We start from the raw sequence: 23251 nt of genomic DNA, 5'->3' as shown, positions 1-23251 counted from the left end.
CAGCGCCGTCAGCGCGCGTACCGCCCGGCCACCGCCTGCCGGTCGAGACCGCCCTTGGCGGTGTGGGGAAGCGCGGCGACGACATCGAGCCGGTCGGGCACCTCGACGGCGGACAGCCGGTTGCGGCAGTACCGCAGGATCTGCTCGGACCCGAGGCTCTCGCCCTCGCGTACGACCACGGCGGCGCCGACCCGCTGCCCGTAGTGCGCGTCGGGGACCGGGAAGACGGCGGCCTCCGCGACACCGGGGCACCCCGCGAGGATGTCCTCGACGTGCTCGCACGAGATCTTCTCGCCGCCGCGGTTGATGAGGTTCTTGATGTGCCCGGTGAGGAACAGATAGCCGTCCTCGTCCAGGGTGCCCAGGTCCCCGGTGCGGAACCACCCGTCGGTGAAACCGCGTGCCGTCTCTGCCGGGTCGCCGAGATAGCCGCGGGTGACGGTGGGGCCCTGCACCCACACCTCGCCCCGGGTGCCGGGCGGGCACGTACGTCCGTGCGGGTCGACGACCCGGAGACGTACGCCGGTCGACGGGCCGACGGAGCCCTGCTTCAGATATCCCTGCTCCGGCAGCGGTTCGCTGGTCGCCTGGTGGGTGGACTCGGTCATCCCGTACGCGGACAGCAGCGGCGCGCCGAACGTACGCTCCAGTGCCCGCTGCGTTGCCGTGTTGAGGGGCGCGCTGCAACTGCGGACGAACTTCAGGGGCGCGGCCCGGGGGCCCGGGTACTCGGCCGCCGACCGGTCGAGAAGGATCTCGTGGATGGCCGGGACCGCGGTGAACCAGCTGGCGGAGACGGCCCGTACGTCGTCCCAGAACGTGTGGGCCGTGAAGCGTCCCCGCTCGGGCAGCAGCACGCATCCGCCGCTGGCGAGGGAGGCGAGGAGCGCCGCGAGGAGCCCGTGGCCGTGGAAGAAGGGCATCACGGCGACCGTCGCGTCGCCGGGGCCCAACGCGTAGGTGGCGCAGATGTCCCGTACGGAGGCGGCCACGTTCGCGTGGGTCAGCGGAACCATCTTGGCCCGGCCGGTGGTGCCCGCGGTGAACAGCACCAGGGCGTCGCGGTCCGAGAGTTCACGGGCCGCGCCCCGGGCGGGCCGCGGCGCGGGCGCGCCGGTGTCGAGTGCGACCGCCGCGGTCCCCGCGTGGGAGATGTCCACGCGCAGGGGCCAGGCCGGGATCTCGGCCGGGGCGGCTCCGGCCGCGGCCGGTCCGCGCAGAACCGCCCGCACCCCCAGCGCTTCGAACCGGTCGGTCAGCTGTGCGGCGGGCAGTTCGGGGTCCACGGGGGCGACCACCAGTCCGGCCCGCGCCGCGCCCAGCAGCGCGACGACGAACTCGGCGGTGTTGGCGGAGACGAGACCGACCACATCACCGCGGCGCAGTCCCGTACGGCCGAGCCGGGCGGCCACGTCCGCGGCCAGGGCGGCGAGAGCGCCGTAGGACAGCGGTACGCGGTCCCCGGTGACGACGAGCGCCCGGGAGCGAGGACGGTCGCGCGCGTGCCGGTCGAGGAGATCGATGAGGCCGGTGAGCGCCGGCGGCCGGTACGGGCCCGCTTCGCGCACCGATGCCTCGGTCGGAACGGCCATGTGCACACCTCCTCGCACCAGGTCCGATGAAGCTGTCGTCTGCGAGCCTGCGCGGGCACGCGGCGGGCGTCCAATACCCGCTGGCGAACAGCCGATAGCGAGGATCTATCAAGAGGGTTCCCGGGGGCTGACGCACGCCTCTGACGTGCGGGGACCGTTGATCGATAAATGCTGTTTATCGGCTGGTCGCCGATAGGTCTTGGACGTGCGGAAGCGGGCTGCGGAAGGTGGGACGAGAAGCCGATCAGGCATGACCGCCCAAGGAGGATCTCGGACCATGACCGCCCCTTCCGCACTGGAGAACGCGGCGACCGCCGACACTCAGGCCGAGCTCACCGACGGGTATCACCTGGTCGTCGACGCGCTCAAGCTGAACGACGTCGACACCATCTACGGTGTGGTCGGCATCCCGATCACCGACCTGGCCCGCCTCGCGCAGGCGCAGGGCATCCGCTACATCGGCTTCCGTCACGAGAGCAACGCCGGACACGCGGCGGCGGCGGCCGGGTACCTCACCAAGCGGCCGGGCGTGGCGCTGACCGTGTCCGCGCCGGGCTTCCTCAACGGGCTGGTCGCGCTCGCGAACGCCACCACGAACTGTTTCCCGATGGTGCAGATCTCCGGCTCCAGCGAGCGCCACCTCGTCGACCTGAAACAGGGCGACTACGAGGAGATGGACCAACTCGCCGCCGCGCAGCCGTTCGTCAAGGCCGCGTACCGCGTGAGCCGGGTGGAGGACATCGGCCGCGGTATCGCCCGCGCGCTGCGTACCGCCATCTCCGGCCGTCCCGGCGGTGTCTATCTCGATATCCCGGCCGCGGTGCTCGGCTCCATCATGGACGCGGAGGAGGGCGCGAAGACGCTGAGCCGGCTGGTCGACCCCGCGCCGCGCCAACTGCCCGCGCCCGAGGCCGTGGACCGCGCGGTCGAGATCCTGGCGGGTGCGCGACGGCCGCTGGTGGTGCTGGGCAAGGGCGCCGCGTACGCGCAGGCCGACGCGAAGATCCGGAACTTCATCGAGTCCACGGGCATTCCGTACGTACCGATGTCGATGGCGAAGGGCCTGCTGCCGGACGACCACCCGCAGTCCGCCGCCACCGCCCGGTCGATGGCGCTGAAGAAGGCCGACGTCGTGATGCTCGTCGGCGCGCGCCTCAACTGGCTGCTCAACCACGGCGAGGCGCCGCAGTGGAACCCCGACGCGAAGTTCATCCAGGTGGACATCGAGCCCCGGGAGATGGACAGCAACCAGCCCATCGCCGCCCCGCTGGTCGGGGACATCGAGTCGGTGCTCGACGCGCTCGCCGAGCGGACCAAGCCCGGCCAGATCGCGGCCCCCGCCGCCTGGCGCGAGGAACTGGGAGCGCGCTCGGCGCAGAACGTCGCCAAGATGGCGGAGCGCCTCAAGGCCGACCCGCACCCGATGCAGTTCATGGGCGCGCTGAAGGCCGTACGTGACGTCATCCACGAGCGCCCGGAGATCTACCTCGTCAACGAGGGCGCCAACGCGCTGGACATCGCGCGCAATGTGATCGACATGCACGTACCGCGCCACCGTCTCGACAGCGGTACGTGGGGCGTCATGGGCATCGGCATGGGCTACGCGATCGCCGCCGCCGTCGAGAGCGGTGAGCCGGTGGTGGCCGTGGAGGGCGACAGCGCCTTCGGGTTCAGCGGCATGGAGCTGGAGACGATCTGCCGCTACAAGCTGCCCGTTGTCACCGTCATCATGAACAACGGCGGCGTCTACCGCGGCGACGACGTCAACCCGCTGGAGACCGACCCGTCCCCGACGACGCTGATGCTCCAGGCGCGCCACGACAAGATGATCGAGGCGTTCGGCGGCAAGGGCTACCGCGCGACCACGCCCGCCGAGGTCACCGCGGCCCTCACCGACGCGCTGGCCTCGGGCGGCCCGGCGCTCATCGACTGCGCCATCGACCCTTCGGCCGGCACCGAGAGCGGCCACATCGCGCATCTCAACCCGAAGGGCATCACCGTCGGCAACATCACGCCGGCGAAGAAGTGAGCGACCGGCTCACCGCACTCCTCCGCACAGCACACCCTCCGTACCGAGATCATTCACCAGAAGGAAGCCACCATGAGTGATAAGCCGCTCGCCGGAATCAAGGTGATCGACTTTACCGGGGTCCAGGCCGGTCCCGCGTGTACACAGATGCTCGCCTGGTTCGGCGCCGACGTCATCAAGGTCGAGCGCCCGCAGGGCGGCGACGTCACCCGCGGCCAGCTGCGGGACATCCCCGACCTCGATGCCCTGTACTTCACCATGCTGAACAGCAACAAGCGTTCGCTGGCCATCAACACCAAGACCCCCGAGGGCAAGGAGGTCATGGAGAAGCTGATCCGCGAATCGGACATCCTGGTCGAGAACTTCGCGCCGGGTGCCATGGACCGGATGGGTCTCGGCTGGGACCACATCCACGCCCTGAACCCGCGCCTGATCTTCGGCTCGGTCAAGGGCTTCAACGACGACTCGTCGTGGAACGACCTCAAGGTCTACGAGAATGTCGCGCAGGCGGCCGGTGGTGCCGCGTCCACCACGGGTTTCTGGGACGGCCCGCCGACCATCAGCGGCTCGGCCCTCGGCGACAGCAACACCGGTATGCATCTGATGATCGGCCTGCTGACGGCGATCATCCAGCGCAACGCGACCGGTCTGGGCCAGAAGGTGTCGGTGTCCATGCAGGACGCCGTGCTCAACCTGACCCGGGTCAAGCTCCGTGACCAGCAGCGCCTGGCGAAGGTCGGCTACCTGGAGGAGTACCCCCAGTACCCGCACGGCGAGTTCGGCGACGCGGTGCCCCGCGGCGGCAACGCCGGCGGCGGCGGTCAGCCGGGCTGGATCCTGAAGTGCAAGGGCTGGGAGACCGACCCCAACGCCTATATCTACTTCACGGTCCAGGAGCAGAACTGGAAGCGCACCGCCGAGGCCATCGGCCACCCCGAGTGGGTCGATGACCCGGACTACACGACCGCCAGGGCCCGCCAGCCGCGCATCATGGAGATCTTCGGCGAGATCGAGAAGTGGCTGGCCGACAAGACCAAGTACGAGGCGGTCGACATCCTGCGCAAGTGGGAGGTGCCCTGCGCCCCCGTGCTCAGCATGAAGGAGCTCGCCGAGGACCCCGACATGCGCAAGAGCGGCACGATCGTCGAGGTCGAGCAGAAGGAGCGCGGCACGTACCTGACCGTGGGCAGCCCGGTCAAGTTCTCCGGCTTCAAGCCCGACATCAAGGGCGCGCCGCTGCTCGGCGAGCACACGGACGAGGTTCTGGCGGACCTCGGCTACGACGCGGACGACATCCGCAAGCTGCACGAGAGCCAGGTCGTCGTCTGACCCGCGGCCCCAGGTGCCGGGTGCCCCGTGTGCGATCCGCGCGCGGGGCACCCGTATGAGCGGTGCGTGCCCCCGTCCGGCCTGTTCAGCCGCTGTGGGTTGGGGCCAGCCGCCCTGGTAAATCCACTGGATCGCCCTACGTCAATGGCTTCGGCTCAGCCGTGAGTTGACGCTCCGCGCGCCGAACGGCCGCGCGGGCTCAGGCGCGGGGTGAAGGCCGAGTGGAAGACACTGGACGCGGCGCCGACCGCCGCGGCCTGGTTCGGGCGTGACTGGGCGACACGCACGTCGCGGACCCGCCGCGCGACCGGGAAGCGGTTGACCGCGGCGGAGATCCGGCCCAGATAGAGGTCGGCGACGGACGGCAGGACCGCCGGTCCGCCGACGACCAGCAACTCCACGTCGAGGAGGTCGATGATGCCGACCGCTCCCAGGGCGACCGTCCCGGCGACGTTCTCCAGCACCGTGACGGCCCGGTCGTCGCCGCGCGCCGCCGCTTCGCAGACCCAGTCGTAGGCGCCGTCCCCCCGCGGCACCATCAGGCCCGCCGCCCTGGCCTGTTCGACGACCGCCGAGACCGGGGCGCACTCCGCGACCATGCGGGGGCCGCCCTCCTCGGTGAGCAACCCGGCTCTGATGGCGCAGAGTTCACCCATCTCGCCCGCGTTGCCCGTCGTACCGCGGTACACGTCGCCGTTGAGGAACGCGCCACTGCCCGCCCCGGCGCCGAGGTAGAGATAGACGAAGTCCCCGGCGCGGTCGGCCGCGCCCAGCCAGCGTTCGCCGATCGCCGCGGCGGTGGCGTCCTTCTCCACGATCACCGCCGTGTCCAGCCGCTCGACCAGCTCCGCCTTGAGCTCCACCTGCTCCCAGCCGTCGAACAGCGGCGGGTCGAGGACGATCCCGGCGCGCGCGTCGACCGGGCCCGGCACGGCGACACCCACCCCGAGCAGGGCCTCCGACGCCTGACGGGCCACCGCGGCGGACTCCAGGGCCAGCCGCGTCATGTGCTCCAGGCACCAGCCCGGATCGCGCCGTTCGAACAGACGCGTCTGCCGCCGGTCGAGGATGCCGCCGCACAGGTCGACGGCGACCACGCTGATCATCTCGGGGTCGAGATGGATCCCGATGGCGGACGCGGCGTCGGGCCGCAGCCGGAGCGGCACCCTCGGTTTGCCGGCGCCCGCGGACTGCCGGCCGTCCTCGGCGAGCAGCCCGGCGGTCAGCAGATTGCGGGTGATACGGGACACCGCCTGCGGGGTGAGCCCGGTCTGCTCGGCGATCTCGACCCGGCTGAGCGCCCCTGCCTCACGGATGCTCTCGATCACCAGCTTCTCGTTGTACGAGCCGAGCGCGAGCTGGTTGAAGGCGCGGGGTGCCGGGCGGGGCGGGGTCCGCCGCGCGTGGGGCTCCGACCGCTGCCAGCTGAAGGCACCGTCGCCGGGCGCGTCCGCGTACGCTCGGGCGGCCTCGGTCAGCGCGTGCAGGACGGGCCTGAACCGGCCGGGGAACCGGACGAGTTCGGCGAGGGCGACCGTACAGGCGGTGGCGGACCAGCTCATGGTGGAGTCCGCCCGGTGCCGGCCGGCCTCGCGGAGAGCGTCGCGGTCCGGGTGGCCGTCCAGGGGCGCGTCGTCCGCCGCTTCGTCGTCCCAGGTGATGATGCGCAGCGTACGGCCGGGGTGCCGCGCGGCGGTGGCGGCGATCAGGGCGCCGGGACCGTGATCGCGGGGCGCGGAAACGCCCGTCGCGGACGAGGCGTTGACGGACGAGGCGCTGACGGATGCCGCATTGGTGGATGTGGCGTTGGTGCATGCGGCGTTGGCGGACGCGACGTTGGCGGACGCGGCGTTGGCGGGCGCACCGGTCGCGGAGGGACGCGCCGGGGGCGGTTCGCTGTCACGTACCCGGTCGAGCTGCGCGGCGAGTGCGGCGTGGCGCGAGCGCCGTTCGTCGGCGTCGGCGGTCCGGCCCGGGGGCCCTTCGGGCGCGAGGGCGTCCCCGATGACCAGTACGGCCCGGTCGGCACTCGCCCACACCCCGAGCAGTTCGGCACGCGCGCAGGACAGGGCCGGCTCGGTGGGTACGGTCGGCAGACTGCCCTCACCGGGACCGAACTGCCACCGGCGCCACACCCCGGCCAGTGTGGTGTGCGAGACGCCGATACGGTCCGCGAGTGCGCGGGCCGACCAGATACGGGCCGGGGCGGGCAGGCCCGCGAGCGTCGCGGCGACGACATCGGCCTCGTCGACCTGTGGGGGCCGCCCGCTGCGCGGCCGGTGCTCCAGACCGGCCAGCCCCTCGGCGGCGTACCGTTTGCGCCATGTGGTCACCGTGGGCCGGGAGATGCCCAGGGCACGCGCGCTGCCGGAGACGCTGAGTCCCGCCTCGGCGTCCAGCACGATCCGCGCGCGGAGGGACCGCTCCGGAGCGCCACGGGCCCAGGCGCGCAGAGCCTCGCGGTCCCGGTCACTGAGCACCCGCTCGCTCCCCTCGTCCGTGTCACGCATGCCGGTCATCCAAACACCCGCCCCCTCAACTGTAAAAGTACTAAGTTGCCAATTCTGGCGGACTCGAAGGGGGTTCCACGGCACCGCGGGCGGCGAGAAGCCGCAGCCAGAGGGCCGGAAAGAAACCGCTTCCTGCTGACTGAGCTGCGCTGTAACAACGTTCACCGCACTCCGACGCGACGGTTTTTACGCGCACGAAGCATTGACGTAAGACAAACCAATGGATTGTCATGGTCCGGAAGGTCCGACTGAGGAGCTGACATCATGTCCGAACCACCTTCCCCCACAGGCGATGTGCCGCCCTCGCCCGCGCTCACCCGGCGGCGTGCCGCCGCCGCGCTGGCCCTCGCCGGCGCGGGCGCCGTCGCGTCGGGCTCCGTGGCATCCGCGTCCGCGTCGTCCGCCGCACCGCCTTCCTCCCGCCGTCGGCCGCGTCTGCTGGCGGCCGAGCGGATCAGTGAGCGCACCCTGAACCTCCGGATCGAGTCCCCCGCGCTCGGCCGCACCGGCAACGCCACCGTTCTGCTGCCGTCCGGCTGGGACGACGAGCCCGGCCGCCGCTGGCCGGTGCTGTATCTGCTGCACGGCTGCTGCGGCAGCCCCGGCTCGACCGGCTGGGGCAAGGCCGACGAAATCACGGCACGGACACCCGCCCTGGTCGTGATCCCGGAGGGCGGCCCCGCGGGGTTCTACAGCGACTGGTGGAACCAGGGCCGGTACGGGGCGCCCGCCTGGGAGACCTTCCACGTCAGCGAGGTCCACCGGATCCTGGAGCAGCGGGTGCGGGCGAGTGACCGGCGCGCCGTGGCGGGGCTGTCCATGGGCGGTCACGGCGCGCTGTATTACGCGGGACGGTATCCGACGCTGTTCCGCGCGGCCGCGTCCTTCAGCGGACTCATCAACACCACGCGCTTTACGACCGGCATCCAGAACATCGTCAAGGGGCAGGGCCTCAACCCGCTCGATCTGTGGGGCGATCCCACCGCTCAGGCCGGTCTCTGGCGGGAACACAACGCCTACGAGCTCATCTCCCGGCTGCCGCGCGGCTTTCCCGTATACGTCAGCAGCGGCAACGGCCTGCCCGGCCCGTTCGATCCCCCGGACCGTACGCCCGACAGCCTGGAGGCGACCCTCGATCTGATGGCCGGGGACTACATAGACCGCGCGCGCTCCCACGGGCTGAACGTCACGGCCGACCGCTACGGTCCGGGCACCCACAGCTGGCCCTACTGGGAACGCGCCCTCACCCAGGCGCTCCCGATGCTCACGGCGGCCATCGGCGCGACCTGAGCGGCGCGACCTGAGCGGTACGAGGTGAACGACACGAGGTGAGCGGTACGGGGTGAGTGACGCGCTATGAGTGTCGTCGCGCGACCGATGGCTACGGCGTCCGCGCCTTCTTCTCGATCGCCCGCAGCATGTCGTGCCGGATGAGGCCGCTGCCCGCGCGCATGACGCCCCAGTAGAGGGCGAACGCGCGGCGGGCGGCGGCGTCGGTGGCCAGTACGCGGGTCTCGGTGGAGAGCCGGGTGCCGTCGCCTTCGGGTGTGAGGCGGAAGTTCATCACGACCTTGGACCAGCCCGGCTCGGCGAAGCCGGCGAACGCCTCCGGGTCACCGCGCTCGATCTCCGGACGCGTGGGGCGCAGGGCGGTGTAGCGCGCGATATCGCCGAGGATCACCTCGTGGGGCGGATCGGCGGCCATCTCACGGGGAGCCATGGAGTCCAGGACCCGCAGATCCATCCCTTCGTGTGCCCCGATGTCGATGCCCTTCACCCATGCCGAGGGGCCGCCCCGTACCCGCATCAGGCCGAGGGTGACGGGGAGGTCGCCCGCGCGCAGGTCCATGAGGATGTCCCAGACGCGCTCCTGAGGGGCGTGGATCAGCCGGCTGTGGTGTTCACGTTTGTCGAAGGCCGGAAGCAGTGTCTCCAGCGTCCAGTTCATGGTGTGCTCCCGGTGTTCTCGGATCGCCGCCGTGCAGTGCCAGGCGGTCGTGTGTGCGTTCCACATAGGAGAGGGCCGTCAGCAGCTCCGCGCTGCCCACCGGTTGCTCGCGCTCGCGGGAACCGGTCACACCGCGGATGGGCATCGCGCCGACGGAGGCCCAGCGCAGCCGCCCCGCCCCGTCGATGTAGCCGCGCGAGCGGCCCCGGTTGTCGGCGTGCAGGCAGTAGGGCACATCGAGGTAGCCCTTGGCGAAGGCGGCGACCAGCGCCTTGCCCACGTCCGCGTCGAGATCGAGGACCGCTTCGACGAGGAGCCGGGCCTCGGCGCCGATGCCGGTGTCCTGGACCGGGGGTGCCGGCACGCCCTCCACGGCTGCCGCCGCCGCGCCCGCGAACTCCAGCGCCTCGACGTTCTCCTCGATGGTGGGGATGCGCCGCGACTCGACGGGGGTCTTGACGATCAGCCGCGCCGCGCCGCCGCGTACGGCGAGTTCGGCCGCTCCGCGCAGCAGGTGCCGCGCGCCCTCGGGGGTACGCGGGTACTTGCCCATGTACGTGTAGAGGACGATGTGCCAGTCCGTGTCGGGGGGAAGGAACTCCGCGGCCAGGGAGCGGAGGACGGCGATGGCCTCCTCGTCCTGCCGTGGATGGGTCCCCTGGGCGAAGCTGAGGGAGACGCTGCGCAGCCCGTGCTGGTGGAAGAAGAGCCCTTCGAGCAGGGTGAGGGCGATCAGCAGGCCGGGCGGGCACAGCTGGCCCATCATGCAGCCGCCGAAACTCTCCAGGTGCGGTTCGATGCCCCGGTCGTCCCGCAGCCGCGCGAACTGCTCGCAGCAGCGGGCCCAGGCATCGGTGGCGACGGCGAGCGGGACGCGGCTGTAGGGCAGGCAGTACGAGACGGGGCCGCCCTCGGTGGCGTCCAGACCGGCCGCCACGAGGGTGGTGAAGATGTCGTCGGGCAGGGCGGAGCCGTGCCGGATCTGGACGGGGAAGCCGGGGCCGCGGATGCCGTCCAGCACGGCCCGGGTGGTCTCCACGCCGTGGGTGACGATCGGATAGCCGTTGAGCCCGGTGTCCTCGGCGAGGGCGCGCTCGACCGACGCGTAGTCCTTCACCCTCGTATAGCTGTCGAGGGTGAGGGTGCCCACGGTGGCCGCGCGCGCCCGCCGGGTGGCGGCGAGACCCCGCCGCATCTGCTCGGGGCCGCTGAAGCCCATGCGGGGCTGGACCAGGAGACCCGCTGACCGGCGCACCTTCGACAGGCCCACGAAGGAGCCCCGGGCGCCGCTCATGACGCGGGCTCCAGAACATCCGGACCGGACTCCAGAACGTCCGGGCCGGACTCCAGCGCGTTCGGCGCGGACTCCAGGGTGTCCATGAAGCGGCCCAGCGCGGCCGGATCCGCGTCGTCCTGGAAGACCGCGTCGAACCCGGCCATCACGAGTTCGTGTGACGCCGTCGCCTGGGTGCCCCCGGTGATGCCCAGCTTTCCGCCGATCACCACCGGGGTGTGCCGTGTCTCCGGCCGGGCCCGCACCTTGCCGATCAGCCGCTTCCCGTCCGCGTGTCCATGGCCGTTGACCGTGCTGATCACCACCAGGTCGGGACGGAGCGCGGCGCACTCCTGAACCAGCATCTCGTCGGGCACGCACGCGCCGAGGTTGGTGACGTCATGGCCCATCTCCTCCAGCAGCAACTGGAGGAAGACCAGGTTCCATGTGTGCGAATCGGAGGACACACTGCTGAGGAGCACTCTTCTGCGGGGGCCGGCGAGAGCCGGACCGGCGGCTGTCGGTAGCACGGGATCTTCCGTTCAGCCGCAGCCGCCCGCCGAGTCGGAGTCATACGCGCCGACCCGGTTGAGCAGGTCGGCGGGCACCTCCTGCGGCGTGGCGGGGGCGGATTCGGCTGCCTGCTCCAGGGCCGGGATCAGCTCGTCGAGGAAGGCGTCGACGCGATCGAGGCCCCAGAAGCGGTGCCGTCCGACCTTGAAGTACGGGATGCCGAACACATCGTCGTCGTACGCGGCCGCGAGGGCGTCCACGCCTTCGGCGCGCAGCGCCGGGTCGTCGGCCGCGGCGAGCATCTCGTCACCGTCGAAGCCGGCCGACTCGGCGACGCGGCGCAGTACCTCCGCGTCGCAGATGTTCTCGCCGCGCTCCCAGCGGGCCGCCGTCACCGCCGTGTAGAACTCTCGCTCACGGCCCAGGTGACGCGCCTTGAGCCAGGCCAGGTGCGGACGCTCCCACCAGGGGTCGACATCGATCGGCCAGGCCATGGTGTAACCGAAGCGCGCGGAGAGCCGCTTGGTGTCCTGGAGAATGTAGAGGTGCTTGGCCTTGGACATCTGGGTGTAGTGGAAGCCGGAGTCCCGCTCTTCGAGCGCGGCCACGGTCTTCTCGTCCGGGTCCCAGTACGGGTAGTACTCGATGACGTCCGGCGCCTCCGGGAAGCGCGCTTCGAGCTGGCGCAGGCCCATCCAGCTGAACGGGCTGCGCAGGTTGAAGTACAGCCGGGGCGGCCGCTTCAGCTTCTTCTTCGGCCGCGTCGCGTTCATCGCCCGCCTCCGAGCAGCGCGGCACGGGTGGTGTCGTCGAACTCGGCGAGCGAGCCCGCGTTCTCGCCGCGGCTGACCGCGTAGCCGTGCATGATGCTGCCGGTGGCGGTGTGCACGAGCCGCCCGTCGCGGTGGACGTAGGTGTCGAACGTCGCGGTGTACATCACCTCCTTGATGATCTCCTCGACGGTGAAGACGGTGTGCAGTGTCTCCTCCATGAGCGCGTCGGCCAGCATGCGCACCCGCGCCCGCGACACGACCGGGATCCAGCCCCGCTCGACGAGCATGGTGCGGATGGAGATGCCGCGGTCCTCCAGGAACCGGTCGACGACCTCCTCCATCGCCCGGACGTAACCGGAGTGCTGGAGACGGTCGGAGAAGTGGCAGTAGAAGTACGGGATCCGCCAGGACCACAGGAACGCGTTGGAGCCGGCGGGCACGAGCAGTCCGGGGACGTCGCTCTCCGCGACGGCCGGGGAGGGGGCGCCGACGGCGTCCGCGAGCGCGGCCACCTCGGGGACGGTGTACGGCTCCAGGAACGCCGGGACGGGCTGTACGCCACTCGGCGCGTCCTTCAGCACGACCAGGGCGACCCGGATCTTGCCGGTGAGCACGGTGACGGTCTCGCCGCCCCGTTCGACGGTGAGCTTCACCTTGAACGGCGCGCCGTGACCGGGCTTGGGCTTGCCGGGCTCGACGACCGCGGTCACCTTGTCGTCCACACCGAGTGTGGCCGGGAGGCTCACCGAGTGATCCACGATCTCCAGGCCCAGACCGTAGGTGTGATACAGCGTCTCCGCCCCCGCCCCACGCTCGCGGAAGTACTGGAGGATCGCCTCCTCCGTCAGGTACATGAAGTGCTTGAAGCCGATCCACGTACGGATGTTGGCGCCCTCGTAGCGGGGGCTGCCCACCGGCGTGGTGAGGCTGCCGTCGAGCAGGACTGTCATGGGGTGTTCCTTTCCGCGGTGTTCATAAGGAAGGCGGCGATCTCCGCCGCCACGTCGCTGGTTTGCTCGGCGTGGCAGAAGTGGCCGTAGTGGGCGCGCCGGCGGACCGTCGCCGCGGGCATGGCGGTGGCCAGGGCCGTCGCCCGGTCTCCGGCCAGGGACTCGTCGTGCTCTCCCGCCAGGACGAGCGTGGGAACGGTCACCTCGGCCAGGGCGAGTTCGGTGGTCCCCACGAACTGGAGGAACAGGCTGAGGAAACCGACGGGTCCGATCCGTTCGAGGGCGGTGGCCACCATCGCGGAGAGGACGTCGGGGTCCATGGTCCCGGCGCGCTCCCCCAGTCCCACGCGTACACCGTCGGCGATGACATGGCGGAATCCGGCGAGCGCCGCGTCGTGCAGCGGCCAGTCCACGGTCAGGCTCTCCGGGCGGTAGAACGGGGCCAGGAGCACGGCGGCGGACGGCACATGGGTGCCGTCGGACGTCGCCAGGTGTTCGAGTACGGCGTTGGCGCCGAAGGAGTGGCCGAGCAGGACGTCGACGGGTTCCGGGACGAGGTCCAGGGCCCGCCGCAGCCAGTCGGCCGGTGTGCCGTGCTGCCGCCAGCGGTACGGGTTGCCCGCGCGCCAGGGCAGGTCGAGCGCGTACGCCCGGCAGCCCGTGAACGCCTCGACGAGGGGCCGCCAGCTCTCCCCGCTGCCCTCCAGGCCGTGGACCAGCGCGACGACGGGTCCCGCCGCGCCGGGCGCCCGGGACACCGCCAACCGCTCGCGCGCTGCCCGTACTTCGGTCACGGGCGTCCAGAACTCCGGCCCGGACGCCTCCTTCGGCTTCGCCATCTCAGGAGGCTCCCGCGGGCACTCGGTCGCCGGCCGGGTCGAGACGTACGGAGGCGTAGCCGTCCTCGTCGTCGCCACAGGTGATGAGCGCGCCGCCGGACCGCTCGCCGGACGACGCCAACCAGGCCGCCGCGACGGCGAGTTGGAGTACACCCAGCGCGCCGTACGTCTCGCCCACATGGTCGCTGAGGTCGACCCCGCCGGAGATGCCCGCCGTGCCCGGCGCGGCCAGCCGGAGCGCGGCCGGTGCCCCGGGCTCGGCGGGGGCGTCGGGCCGGGCATGGTGGCGTACGCTCCCGAGGCGCGGCCCTTCGCCGTCGGGCTCCAGCACCACGCAGGCCGCGGCGGAGCGCAGTCCGGCCCCTCCCGGCCGCAGCGCGGCGAGCCCCGTGGCCACGTCGTCGTCGGGTTCGACCCCGACCACGACGACCCGCTGGGCGCGGCCCGCGCGCAGCAGCAGGGCGCCGAGCCGGACCGCGTCGAGGCCGGACGTGGCGCCGCCGCACACCATCAGGTTCGGCCCGGTGAAGCCGTAGCGGATGGCGAGGGTACTGGCGATCACATTGCTGGACGCGTTGGGGCCGTTGAGGGGGCTGACGTCATGCCCGCTGCCGGCGCGCATCTCGGCCACGATGTCGCGGACGGTCCGTACGTTGCCGAAGTTGGAGCTGACGACGACGGCGGTGTCCGCCGCCCCGGGCAGCGGTTCCCGCGGCTTGCCGGGCGGAAGCCCGAACGCCCGGTGCACGGCGCACAGCGCGAGCCGCGTCGAGTCCTCCTTGTACAGGAGCCCCTTGCGGCCGAGTACGGTGTGCGCCTCGTCCGGACCGCACGCCGGTTCCGGTGCCACGGACGTGAACAGGGCGCTCGCGGCACCCTCCGTCGCCCCGTCGGCGCCGGGGACGTGGAGGGCGTACGCGGTGACGGTCACGCCGGTCGCGTCTCCGGTGGGGTGCGCGGTGTGCGCGGTGTTGTTCATCGGTCCACCCTGATGATGCTCACGGCGTTGACTCCGCCGAATCCGAAGGCATTGACCTGCGCGACGCGGGCGTCGCAGCCGGCGGGCTCCCCGACGACGAGGCGCAGCCCGGCCGCCTCCTGGATCGGCTCGGTCAGCCCCACCGTGGCGGGCACCGAGCCGGTGCGCATCGACTCCACCGCGATGAGCAGGCTCATCAGCGCGGCGCTCCCCGAGGTGTGTCCGATGGCGCCCTTGACGCCGGTGATCAGTGGCCCCGGAGCGGTTCCGTCGAAGACCTCGCGCAGGGCCGCGGCTTCGGTCGGGTCGTTGAGGGCGGTGCCGGTGCCGTGGGCGAGTACGAGGCCGATGTCGCGCGGGCTCACCCCGGCGCGGCTGTGGGCGTCCCGCATGGCGGCGACGATGCCGCGGGCGTCGGGTGCCGTCTCGTGGTGGGCGTCGCAGGACAGGCCCGTCCCCAGCACGGTGGCGAGCGGGCGGATTCCCCCGGCCGAGCGGGGCTGGAGCACCACCGCCACCGCGCCCTCGCCCAGCAGGACGCCCGCGCGGCCCTCCTGGAAGGGCTGGAGCACGGCGGTCGGGGCGTCGGCGACGCGGCCGATCATCGTGAGCATGCTCTCGCTCATCGCGTCGCAGCCCGCGGCCACGACCGCGTCGGCCTCGCCCGCCGCGAGCATGTCCTGTGCCAGCGCGAGCGCGTGCCCGGAGGCGGAGCACGCGTTGGACACCGTGATCACTTCGGTGACGTCCGGCAGCACCGCGCGTACCGCCGTGTCGAAGTGCAGATCGCGGCGGCGGACGGGGACACCGTCCAGGGACCAGCGTTCCACGGCCCGCAGCTCGCGCAGGCCGGTGCCGACGATGACGGACACCCTCTCGCGCGCCGGGTCGATCCCGGCCTGCCGTACGGCACCGGCCACGCACCGGGCGAGCCAGCGCCCGGCGCGCAGCGGCGGCTCGTCGTTGTCATTGTCCTCGTCGTCGTTCACGTGGTAGCCGCGGGTGACGCCCATGCGGGCGGTGTCGTAGAACCGCAGCGGCTCACTGCCGTCGACGCCCTCGCGCAGCGCGGCGAAGGTGGCATCGGCGTCACCGAGGCAGGTGACGAGGTCAGCTCCGGTCAGCGCGACGTCCACGGTGCCACCCCCTCAGCACGGCCGCGCCGACGGAGCCGTCGGCCGACACGGACGTGACGACGGACACCGCCCCGTCGAGTTCCGGGTGGCCCCGGTGACCGGCCAGCAGCGCGGCGAGTTGCAGTGAACCGGCGGCGCTCTGGCATTCGCCGACCCACTCCTTGGCGCGTACGTGCCACACCTCGGTGCCCAACGCGCTCTCGACGCCCCGGCGTTCGAGGTCGTCCAGGGGCGAGATCCCGCACTCGCCGGAGGCGACCGCGCGTACCTCCGAGGGCTCCACCCCGGCCCGCTTCAGGGCGCGCAGAACGCAGTGGGCGAGCCCCGCTCCCGCGTCGGGGGTACGTCCCGGCGGGCCGTAGGTGCCGGCCTCGACGGCGAGCACCTCGGCGTCGGGCAGCCGGCCGGCCTCGCGCACCGTCGCCGCGTCCTCGACCATGAAGACGGCGGAGCCCTCTCCGACCCGGGCGCGGCCCTCCCACGCGCTGTGCTGGCGGTGGGCGAACCAGGCGGTGTGCGGGCTGAACTCCTCGAAGGAGCCGACGAGCAGGGCGTCCGCGTAGCCGCGCCGGATCTGGTTACGGGCGTAGCGCAGTGCGCTCAGCCCGGCGAGCTGTCCGCCCGCGACCGTGGCGTTGACGCCCTTGAGCTTGTGCCAGATCGCCGACTGGCCGGCGGCGCAGTTCATCACGGTGTTGGGGAACAGCACCGGGTTGACGAGGTAGGGCCGGTCGTTGACGAGTGTTTCGCGGCTGTAGTCGCTGGTGGCCTTCACACTGCCCGCGGTGGTTCCCAGGACGATGCCCACACGGTCGCGGTTGTCGTCGGTCACGACCAGGTCGGTGTCGTCGAGCGCCAGGGTGCAGCCCAGCAGGGCCAGGGAGGTGCTGCGGTCGAAGAAGCTGGTTCCCTTGCGGCCGAGATGGTCGCGGACCCGGAAGTCGGGCATGGCGAACGCCTCGTCCTCGGGCAGTTCCTCGTCGAACATCCCGGTGACATCGCGCAGGCCGCTGCGGCCCGCGCCCACGGCGGTGGTGAACGCGTCCGCGCCGATGGCCAGGGAGGAGACGACGCCCCAGCCGGTGATGGCCAGGGTCCCGTCGCGAAGGGTGTCGTGGGGGCGCGGGGCGTCCTGGGGGACGCCGGGGGCGGTAGCGGTGGCGTTCATGCGACCTGTCCGAGGATCGTGATGGCGTTGTTGCCGCCGAAGGCGAATCCGTTGTTCTGCACGACCTTGGGGCGCGCGGGACGGCTCTCGTTCGGCACGGGGTCGATTCCGGGCATCCCCGGGTCGGGGGTCCGGTAGTTGGTGGTCGGGGGCAGGAAGCCCTCGTCCAGGGCGAGCGCGGCCGCGATGGCTCCGAAGCCGCTGGCCGCGCCCATGGTGTGGCCGAGCATGGACTTGATGGAGCTGATCGGCGGCGGGCGCTCGCCGAAGACCTCGACGACGGCCTTGGCCTCCATCGTGTCGTTGGCGGGGGTTCCGGTGCCGTGGGCGCAGATGTAGTCCACGTCGGCGGGTGTGATGCCCGCGTTGCGGTGGGCCCGGCGCATGCACTCGGCGATGCTGACGGGGTCGGGGGCGACCATGTGGTTGGCGTCGCAGTTGAGTCCGTAACCGAGCACCTCGGCGTAGATGTGCGCGCCGCGCACGGTGGCCGACTCCAGGGTCTCCAGGAACAGCGCGGCCCCGCCTTCGCCGGTCAGGATGCCCGAGCGGTCCTTGTCGAACGGGGAGCAGACCTTCTCGGTGAGCGCGCCGAGCCGGTAGAACCCGGCGTGGGCCCAGCGGCACACCGAGTCCGCGCCACCGGCGATCATGTAGTCGGCGTCCCCGGTGAGGATCTGGTCGTAGGCGTAGCCCAGCGCGTAGTTGGACGCGGAGCAGGCGGTGGACAGTGTCACGGCCTCCCCGGTGAGGCCCAGCTCCTGGTTGACGGCGTTGGCCAGCCGGGACGCGGGCACCTGCGCCGCGTACGCGGGGGTGATGCCGGACAGGCCCTCGTGGACCCACTCGGCGGTCAGCTGCTCGATGACCTGCGACTCACCGCTGGTGGTGCCGATGCTGGAGCCCGCGGCGGCCTCGGACAGCAGCTCCTGGTCGATGCCGGAGTCCTCGACGGCGAGCCGGGCGGCCGAGGCGGCGAACAGGCTGGTGCGGCCCCAGTCTGCGGGCGAGACGGTGCGCAGCATGGTCTTCGGGTCGAAGTCGGTGACCTCACCGGCCATGTAGTGCGGGAAGCCGCTGGAGTCGAAGCTGGCGATCGGGGAGATGCCGCTGCGGCCCTCGCGCAGTGCCCGGCCGAACGCCTGGACTCCGGTGCCGATGCTGGAGACAGGTCCGAGACCCGTGATGACGACTCGTCGGTTCATGGTGGTCAGTCCTGCCGGCCGGCCCGCTGGGCCACGATGTCGTGGACGGCCGTGCGATGGCCCATGGCCGGCAGCTCGTCCAGGTGCTGTTCACGCGCTTCAGACATGCTTCTTCTCCTGCGTTGTGGCTGATGGTGGGGACGGTGCGCGGCTCGGGAGTTCAGGAGCCGTCGGAGGCGAGCCCGTCGCGTACGACGGCGAGTACCGAGCCCAGGGTGGCGATCCGGACGTCGCCCACCCAGGTCTCGCCCCGCATGAAGGCGTTGTCTCCGATGATCCGGTCGATCTCGACGATGTGCCGGAGCACATCACCGGGGTGGGCGCTGCCCGTGATCGTCACGTCGCGGGCGGAGCCGAAGATGAGGGTGCCCTCGACGGGTTCGTCCTTCAGGGCCGCCGAGTGCAGCCACAGGACGGCGCCGCTCTGCCCGAACGACTCGACGAGCAGGGAGACGGGGTAGGCGTAGGCGGCGGTGGGGAGGTTCTCGTCCAGACCGGCGTAGCAGGGCTCGCTTCCGGTCACGGCCTTCGTGGTGACGATGCGTGCGCCGGGCTCGATCTCCAGGACACGGTCGACGAGCAGTACGGGGTGGCGGTGCGGCAGGATGCGCCGGATGTCGGCGTGCTCAAGCGTCGTCATGTCCGCCCTCCCGGTGGATACGGAGTCCGAGGGTCATCCGCGCGGCCAGGGCGCCGTCCGCGCGGTGGCAGCGGGCCTTGACGCGGACCGTGGACGGATCGTCCTGGCCGGTCACGTCGCAGCCGATGCTCATCGTGTCGCCCGGGAGCAGCGGGGCCGCGAAGCTGACGGAGGTGATCGAGGTCAGCTCGACGGCCGTGCCCGGGCCGTACCGCTCGGCGGCCCAGCGCCGGACGGCCTGGTGGACGGACTCGATGGTGAACACACCCGGGTAGATCGTGAAGTCCGGGTAGTGGCCGCCGAGATACGGGTCGCCGGCGACGATCCGTTTGACCGCCTCGATCCGCGTGCCGCCGGCGCGGGCGGCGCCGTCCACGGTGTCGACGGCGTCCAGCGGGGCGGCGAACCGTCGGCTCACAGGACGATGCCGCCATCCACCTGGAAGACCTGTCCCGTGATGTAGTCGGCGCGGTCGGAGGCGAGGAAGGAGACCAGTTCGGCCACGTCCTCGGGGCGTCCGAAGCGGCGCAGCGGGACCAGGTCGAGTGCCTGCTCGCGCACCTTGTCCGAGAGACGGGCGGTCATGTCGGTCTCGATGAACCCGGGGGCGACGACATTGACCCGCATGTTGTACGGGGCGAGTTCCTTGGCGAGCGACCTGCTCATCCCGTTGATACCGGCCTTGGCCGCGGAGTAGTTGGTCTGCGCCTTGTTGCCGTAGACGCCCGCCACCGACGAGATGTTGACGATGACGCCCTTCTTGCGCTTCATGAAGCCGAAGGCCATCGACCGGCAGAAGTTGAAGGTCCCGGTCAGGCTGGCGTCGATGACGGCGCCCCAGTCCTCCACGGGCATGAGCACCAGCGGGTTGTCCCGGACGATCCCGGCCGAGTTGACGAGGGTGTCGAGCGGGCCGAGTTCGGCCTCGGCGTCCTTGATGAAGCCCTGGACGGCTTCGAAGTCCGCGACATCGCAGGGCGCGTGGAAGCAGCGCACGCCGTGCTCGCGGACCAGCGCGGCGGTCTCCTCCGCCCGCTCCTTCTCGCTGCGGTAGCAGAATGCGACGTCCATTCCGTCCTGGGCCAGGCGTACGGCGACGCTTCTGCCGATTCCGCGCGAGCCCCCGGTGACCAGGGCGCGGCGTTCTGTGGACATGGGAATTACCTCGTGCTTCGGGTCGGGAAGTGGGTGGTGTGTGCGCTGGTCCTGGCGGCAGCTACCAGCGGGTGGTCTCGCCGAAGAATCCGTCGATGGCGACGGCTTCCCCCTGGTCGAGGGCAGCCCGGTGGACGAGCGCGCCCACGGCCAGATCGAGTACGCCGAGTCCGAAGGGCGAGAAGATGACCGGCCGGTCCCCGGGCACCCGTACCTCGCCGAGGATGACCTCCGCGAGGGTTCCCGTGATGAAGCCACGGTGGCCGTACTTCTGCTCCGCGAGGTGCGGGGAGGTGTTCGCGGTGAGGCAGTGGCCGATGTCGTCCAGGATGTTGTACGCGCCCTCGATGATCTCCGGGCCGATGTCGCGCAGCGAGATGTTGAGGACGGTCTGCCCGGGGGCGAAGGTGCCGGGCCGGGTGAGATAGGGCTCCCCGGCGGTCGTGGCGAGCACCACCAGGTCGGCTTCGGCGACGGCGGCGTCCCGGTCGGGCGCGCTGCTCGCCCGGTAGCCGAGTTCGCCGGTGGTGAAGTCCGCGAGGGACTCGGCGTACCGCGGCTGGTGGTCGTGGACCAGCACCTCGTCGATGGCCCATTCCCGCGCCTTGAAGAATTCCAGGATGTTGCGGGCGATGATGCCGGCGCCCACCACGAGCAGCCGCCGCGCGGTGTGCCCGCCGGTCAGCGTCTCGGCCGCGAGAACGGCCGAGGCCGCGGTGCGGGCGGCGCTGACCTGGGAGGCTTCGAGGCAGGCGAAGGGGTAGCCGGTCTCGTAGTCGTTGAGCAGCAGCACGGCCGAGGCGCGGGGTACGGAGCGCTCGATGTTGGCCGGGAAGCTGGCTATCCACTTGATCCCGGCGGTGTCGTACCGGCCGCCCAGATAGGCGGGCAGGGCGATGATCCGGCTGTCGGGCTTGTCGGGGAAGCGCAGGAAGTAGCTGTTCGGGTTGACCGAGTCGCCCCGGTCGTGGATGAGGTAGGTGTCCCGTACCTCCTCCACGATCCGGGTCCTCGATCTGCCGATGACGCGGCGGGCGGTCTCGCCGCTGACGACGTGGAAATCGAACATGTCAACCTTTCAGAAGCAGCGAGCCGTCGGTGTCCGGACGGTCGTCCGTCCCGTGAGGGGCCACGGCGGACAGGCCGAACCGCTCCATGACCCAGGCGTCGTCGTAGACGGTGTTGAGGTAGCGGTCGCCGTTGTCGGGGGCGATGGCGACCACGGTGGAGCCCGCGGGCAGTTCGTCGCGTTTGCGGGCGACGGCGGCCAGGACGGAGCCGGTGGACGCGCCCAGGGCGATGCCCTGGCTCCTGGCGACGGAGCGGCACATCCGTACGGCTTCCGCCTCGGGAACGATGACGACCTCGTCGACGCGTCGCGGATCGCACAGCTCCGGTCTGCGGCTGGTGCCCAGTCCGGGCAGATGCCGCTTGCCGGGCGGGAAGCCGAAGGTGACGGAGCCGGCGGTGTCCACCGCGACGACCCGGGTCCGCGGGGAGTGCTCACGGAAGAAGTCCGCGCAGCCCATCAGCGTGCCGGTGGTGCCGGCGCCGACGAACAGGAAGTCCACCTCGGGCACCTCGCCCAGGATGGCGGCGGCGGTCCTGTCGTAGTGGATACGGGAGTTGGCCTCGTTGGCGTACTGGTTCGGCCAGAACAGGGAGGGGTCCTCCTGGAGCCGGTCGCCGATGTAGTCGATCCGGGACTGGAGATAGCCGCCGTTGGCGTCCTTCGTGTCGACGACCACGACCTCCCCGCCGAACGCCCGGATCAGCGCGGCGTTCTGTGGTGAGGTGTTCGGGTCGGTGACGCAGATGAACGGGTATCCCTTGGCGGCGCACACCGAACTCAGCGCCACTCCGAGATTGCCGGACGACGATTCGATGACGCGCCCGCCGGGCTTCAGCAGATTCCACCGCTCCGCGTCCTCGACCAGACCGATGGCGGTCTTCAGTTTGATCGACCCGGCCGGATTGAACCCCTCGATCTTGAGCAGCAGCCGGACATCGGGGACGAGTCCGTCGCACCGCAGGAAGAGATGGTCGAGGACGAGATCTCGCGCGCTGTCGTAGATCACTTCTCCACGACTCTCTCCGCGCTCCGCGGGCGGTTCTTGACGTAGTGGCGGGTGGCCAGGAGGAGCAGCAGGCCCCACACCAGGAACGACAGGTCCCAGACGAACAGGCGCCACAGCAGCGGCTTCCACGCGAGGGGATCGGCCGGGGTGACGATGTCTCCGGCCACCAGCAGCAGGGACCCCACCTGCAGGGCACCGTAGAGGGTCAGCCCGACCGAGCCTCCCCAGCCCGCGAGAAGCATGAGCGGACGGGGGAGGATCCGGCCCCACGACTGAACGAGAGCGAGGGAGAACACGGCGCCCGCGACCTTCAGCGCACCGGTGATCCACACGAGGGCGATGAATCCGGAGTCCCGGGTTCTCGCCATGTCCTGGATCGTGCCGCCCAGGGTGTCGAGGCCGAGCGTTCCTCCGGCCGCCCAGTAGAAGCTGACCAGGCCGAAGACGAAGGCCAGTACCGCGCCCGTGTATCCGGCCCAGGCCGCCGACCGGCCCGGTGGGCCCGCCGGTGGCCGCCCGTTTCGCTGAACTGATTCCGCACTCATGTCCGTCCCTTCCCTCGTGACGTCGTCGGATCGGCGGACGGGTCAGTCCTGCCAGCCGGCCTGCTGGGCCACGACGTCGTAGACGGCCTTGAGATGGCCCATGTTCGGCAGCTCGGCCTGCGGGATGTCGATCTTGTACTTCTTCTCGATCCTGGCCAGGATCTCGATCGCCCGCAGCGAGTCCGCCTCGTGCTCCTCCACGAACGAACCCGTCTCGGTGATCTCCTCGGGCTCGACCTCAAGCACCTCGGCGACGATCTCGCGCAGTTCGTCCAGGTGCTGTTCGCGTGCTTCGGACATGGTTCTTCTCCTGTTTATTCGATGGTGTGTGACGGTGTGATGGCTGAGGGGTCGGCCTCAGGAGGCCGAGGCGGCGTCCATGGCGTCGATGAGGCTCTTGGGACGCATGTCGGTCCAGTGCTCATTGATGTGATCGAGGCATGCCTGCCGGGCGTCGGGGCCGTGGGCGGTCGTCCACCCGGCGGGGATCTCGGCGAACGTCGGCCACAGGGAGTGCTGGCCCTCGTCGTTCACCAGCACCAGATAGGTGGCGTCCGCGTCCTCGAACGGATTGCTCATGTCTCGTCTC

The 23251-nt window shown here is 71.2% G+C and carries 23 protein-coding genes; 3 read left to right on the top strand and 20 right to left on the bottom strand.

Annotated features, from left to right (window positions below):
- Nucleotides 1–8: 8 nt before the first annotated feature.
- Nucleotides 9–1592, bottom strand: a complete 1584-nt coding sequence (locus ACFRKB_RS04815; RefSeq protein WP_383103332.1) for a FadD7 family fatty acid--CoA ligase — start codon at nucleotides 1590–1592, stop codon at nucleotides 9–11.
- A 277-nt stretch (nucleotides 1593–1869) separates the two neighbouring features.
- On the opposite strand from ACFRKB_RS04815, the gene oxc reads away from it, so the two are divergent.
- Both oxc and frc read left to right on the top strand, forming a co-directional pair.
- Nucleotides 1870–3621, top strand: a complete 1752-nt coding sequence (gene oxc / locus ACFRKB_RS04810; RefSeq protein WP_365971776.1) for an oxalyl-CoA decarboxylase — start codon at nucleotides 1870–1872, stop codon at nucleotides 3619–3621.
- A gap of 72 nt (nucleotides 3622–3693) precedes the next feature.
- A complete protein-coding gene (gene frc / locus ACFRKB_RS04805) occupies nucleotides 3694–4950 on the top strand; it encodes a formyl-CoA transferase (RefSeq protein ID WP_383103331.1) in 1257 nt (418 codons plus the stop codon).
- A 155-nt stretch (nucleotides 4951–5105) separates the two neighbouring features.
- On the opposite strand, the gene ACFRKB_RS04800 is transcribed toward frc, so the two are convergent.
- Nucleotides 5106–7460 carry an ROK family protein gene (locus tag ACFRKB_RS04800; RefSeq protein WP_383103329.1) on the bottom strand — a complete coding sequence of 785 codons (2355 nt, stop codon included), beginning with the start codon at nucleotides 7458–7460 and terminating at the stop codon, nucleotides 5106–5108.
- A 264-nt stretch (nucleotides 7461–7724) separates the two neighbouring features.
- Here ACFRKB_RS04800 and ACFRKB_RS04795 point away from each other — a divergent pair, with 264 nt between their 5' ends.
- Nucleotides 7725–8750, top strand: coding sequence for an alpha/beta hydrolase (locus ACFRKB_RS04795; protein ID WP_383103328.1), 1026 nt, complete (start codon nucleotides 7725–7727; stop codon nucleotides 8748–8750).
- Nucleotides 8751–8841: 91 nt separating this feature from the next.
- Here the strand turns inward: ACFRKB_RS04795 and ACFRKB_RS04790 are convergent, their stop codons facing one another.
- The 18 genes from ACFRKB_RS04790 to ACFRKB_RS04705 all read right to left on the bottom strand — a co-directional run bounded on the left by ACFRKB_RS04790 (nucleotide 8842) and on the right by ACFRKB_RS04705 (nucleotide 23241).
- Nucleotides 8842–9408 carry a hypothetical protein gene (locus ACFRKB_RS04790; protein ID WP_383103326.1) on the bottom strand — a complete coding sequence of 189 codons (567 nt, stop codon included), beginning with the start codon at nucleotides 9406–9408 and terminating at the stop codon, nucleotides 8842–8844.
- Nucleotides 9362–10702, bottom strand: coding sequence for a methylaspartate mutase (locus tag ACFRKB_RS04785; protein ID WP_383103324.1), 1341 nt, complete (start codon nucleotides 10700–10702; stop codon nucleotides 9362–9364). The genes ACFRKB_RS04790 and ACFRKB_RS04785 overlap by 47 nt, the downstream gene beginning before the upstream one ends.
- Nucleotides 10699–11211, bottom strand: a complete 513-nt coding sequence (locus tag ACFRKB_RS04780) for a cobalamin B12-binding domain-containing protein (protein ID WP_383103323.1) — start codon at nucleotides 11209–11211, stop codon at nucleotides 10699–10701. Before ACFRKB_RS04780 ends, ACFRKB_RS04785 begins: the two co-directional genes overlap by 4 nt.
- A gap of 12 nt (nucleotides 11212–11223) precedes the next feature.
- Nucleotides 11224–11967 (bottom strand): 2-hydroxychromene-2-carboxylate isomerase, encoded by a 744-nt coding sequence (locus tag ACFRKB_RS04775; RefSeq protein ID WP_383103321.1) that lies wholly within the window; start codon nucleotides 11965–11967, stop codon nucleotides 11224–11226.
- Nucleotides 11964–12917: a thioesterase family protein gene (locus tag ACFRKB_RS04770; RefSeq protein WP_383103319.1), complete on the bottom strand. Its 954-nt coding sequence runs from the start codon at nucleotides 12915–12917 to the stop codon at nucleotides 11964–11966. The genes ACFRKB_RS04775 and ACFRKB_RS04770 overlap by 4 nt, the downstream gene beginning before the upstream one ends.
- A complete protein-coding gene (locus tag ACFRKB_RS04765) occupies nucleotides 12914–13756 on the bottom strand; it encodes an alpha/beta fold hydrolase (RefSeq protein WP_383103317.1) in 843 nt (280 codons plus the stop codon). The genes ACFRKB_RS04770 and ACFRKB_RS04765 overlap by 4 nt, the downstream gene beginning before the upstream one ends.
- Before the next feature lies 1 nt (nucleotide 13757).
- Complete coding sequence (locus ACFRKB_RS04760) at nucleotides 13758–14735, bottom strand: beta-ketoacyl synthase N-terminal-like domain-containing protein (protein ID WP_383103315.1); 978 nt, start codon at nucleotides 14733–14735, stop codon at nucleotides 13758–13760.
- Nucleotides 14732–15871 carry a beta-ketoacyl synthase N-terminal-like domain-containing protein gene (locus ACFRKB_RS04755; RefSeq protein WP_383103313.1) on the bottom strand — a complete coding sequence of 380 codons (1140 nt, stop codon included), beginning with the start codon at nucleotides 15869–15871 and terminating at the stop codon, nucleotides 14732–14734. Before ACFRKB_RS04755 ends, ACFRKB_RS04760 begins: the two co-directional genes overlap by 4 nt.
- Nucleotides 15846–17039 carry a beta-ketoacyl synthase N-terminal-like domain-containing protein gene (locus ACFRKB_RS04750; RefSeq protein WP_383103312.1) on the bottom strand — a complete coding sequence of 398 codons (1194 nt, stop codon included), beginning with the start codon at nucleotides 17037–17039 and terminating at the stop codon, nucleotides 15846–15848. The genes ACFRKB_RS04755 and ACFRKB_RS04750 overlap by 26 nt, the downstream gene beginning before the upstream one ends.
- Entirely contained in the window at nucleotides 17036–18244 is a 1209-nt protein-coding gene (locus ACFRKB_RS04745) for a beta-ketoacyl-[acyl-carrier-protein] synthase family protein (protein WP_383103310.1), read from the bottom strand. Before ACFRKB_RS04745 ends, ACFRKB_RS04750 begins: the two co-directional genes overlap by 4 nt.
- Nucleotides 18245–18404: 160 nt before the next feature.
- A complete protein-coding gene (locus ACFRKB_RS04740) occupies nucleotides 18405–18884 on the bottom strand; it encodes a 3-hydroxyacyl-ACP dehydratase FabZ family protein (protein WP_383103309.1) in 480 nt (159 codons plus the stop codon).
- On the bottom strand, nucleotides 18871–19302 hold the full coding sequence (locus ACFRKB_RS04735) for a 3-hydroxyacyl-ACP dehydratase FabZ family protein (protein ID WP_383103307.1): 432 nt from the start codon (nucleotides 19300–19302) through the stop codon (nucleotides 18871–18873). Before ACFRKB_RS04735 ends, ACFRKB_RS04740 begins: the two co-directional genes overlap by 14 nt.
- Nucleotides 19299–20039, bottom strand: a complete 741-nt coding sequence (gene fabG, locus ACFRKB_RS04730; RefSeq protein ID WP_365971791.1) for a 3-oxoacyl-[acyl-carrier-protein] reductase — start codon at nucleotides 20037–20039, stop codon at nucleotides 19299–19301. Before fabG ends, ACFRKB_RS04735 begins: the two co-directional genes overlap by 4 nt.
- 61 nt (nucleotides 20040–20100) lie before the next feature.
- Nucleotides 20101–21108: a 2,3-diaminopropionate biosynthesis protein SbnB gene (gene sbnB / locus ACFRKB_RS04725; protein WP_383103305.1), complete on the bottom strand. Its 1008-nt coding sequence runs from the start codon at nucleotides 21106–21108 to the stop codon at nucleotides 20101–20103.
- A 1-nt stretch (nucleotide 21109) separates the two neighbouring features.
- Nucleotides 21110–22117 carry a 2,3-diaminopropionate biosynthesis protein SbnA gene (gene sbnA, locus ACFRKB_RS04720; protein WP_383103304.1) on the bottom strand — a complete coding sequence of 336 codons (1008 nt, stop codon included), beginning with the start codon at nucleotides 22115–22117 and terminating at the stop codon, nucleotides 21110–21112.
- On the bottom strand, nucleotides 22114–22662 hold the full coding sequence (locus tag ACFRKB_RS04715; protein WP_383103303.1) for a DUF3995 domain-containing protein: 549 nt from the start codon (nucleotides 22660–22662) through the stop codon (nucleotides 22114–22116). Before ACFRKB_RS04715 ends, sbnA begins: the two co-directional genes overlap by 4 nt.
- 42 nt (nucleotides 22663–22704) lie before the next feature.
- Complete coding sequence (locus ACFRKB_RS04710) at nucleotides 22705–22962, bottom strand: acyl carrier protein (protein ID WP_116641136.1); 258 nt, start codon at nucleotides 22960–22962, stop codon at nucleotides 22705–22707.
- 57 nt (nucleotides 22963–23019) lie between these two features.
- Nucleotides 23020–23241 carry an MbtH family protein gene (locus ACFRKB_RS04705; RefSeq protein ID WP_383103302.1) on the bottom strand — a complete coding sequence of 74 codons (222 nt, stop codon included), beginning with the start codon at nucleotides 23239–23241 and terminating at the stop codon, nucleotides 23020–23022.
- Nucleotides 23242–23251: the final 10 nt, after the last annotated feature.

Source organism: Streptomyces scopuliridis (genome assembly GCF_042790125.1).
GTDB lineage: Bacteria > Actinomycetota > Actinomycetes > Streptomycetales > Streptomycetaceae > Streptomyces > Streptomyces scopuliridis_A.
The sequence above is the reverse complement of the archived record's forward strand: the minus strand, read 5'-3'. Positions and strand labels throughout refer to the sequence as shown.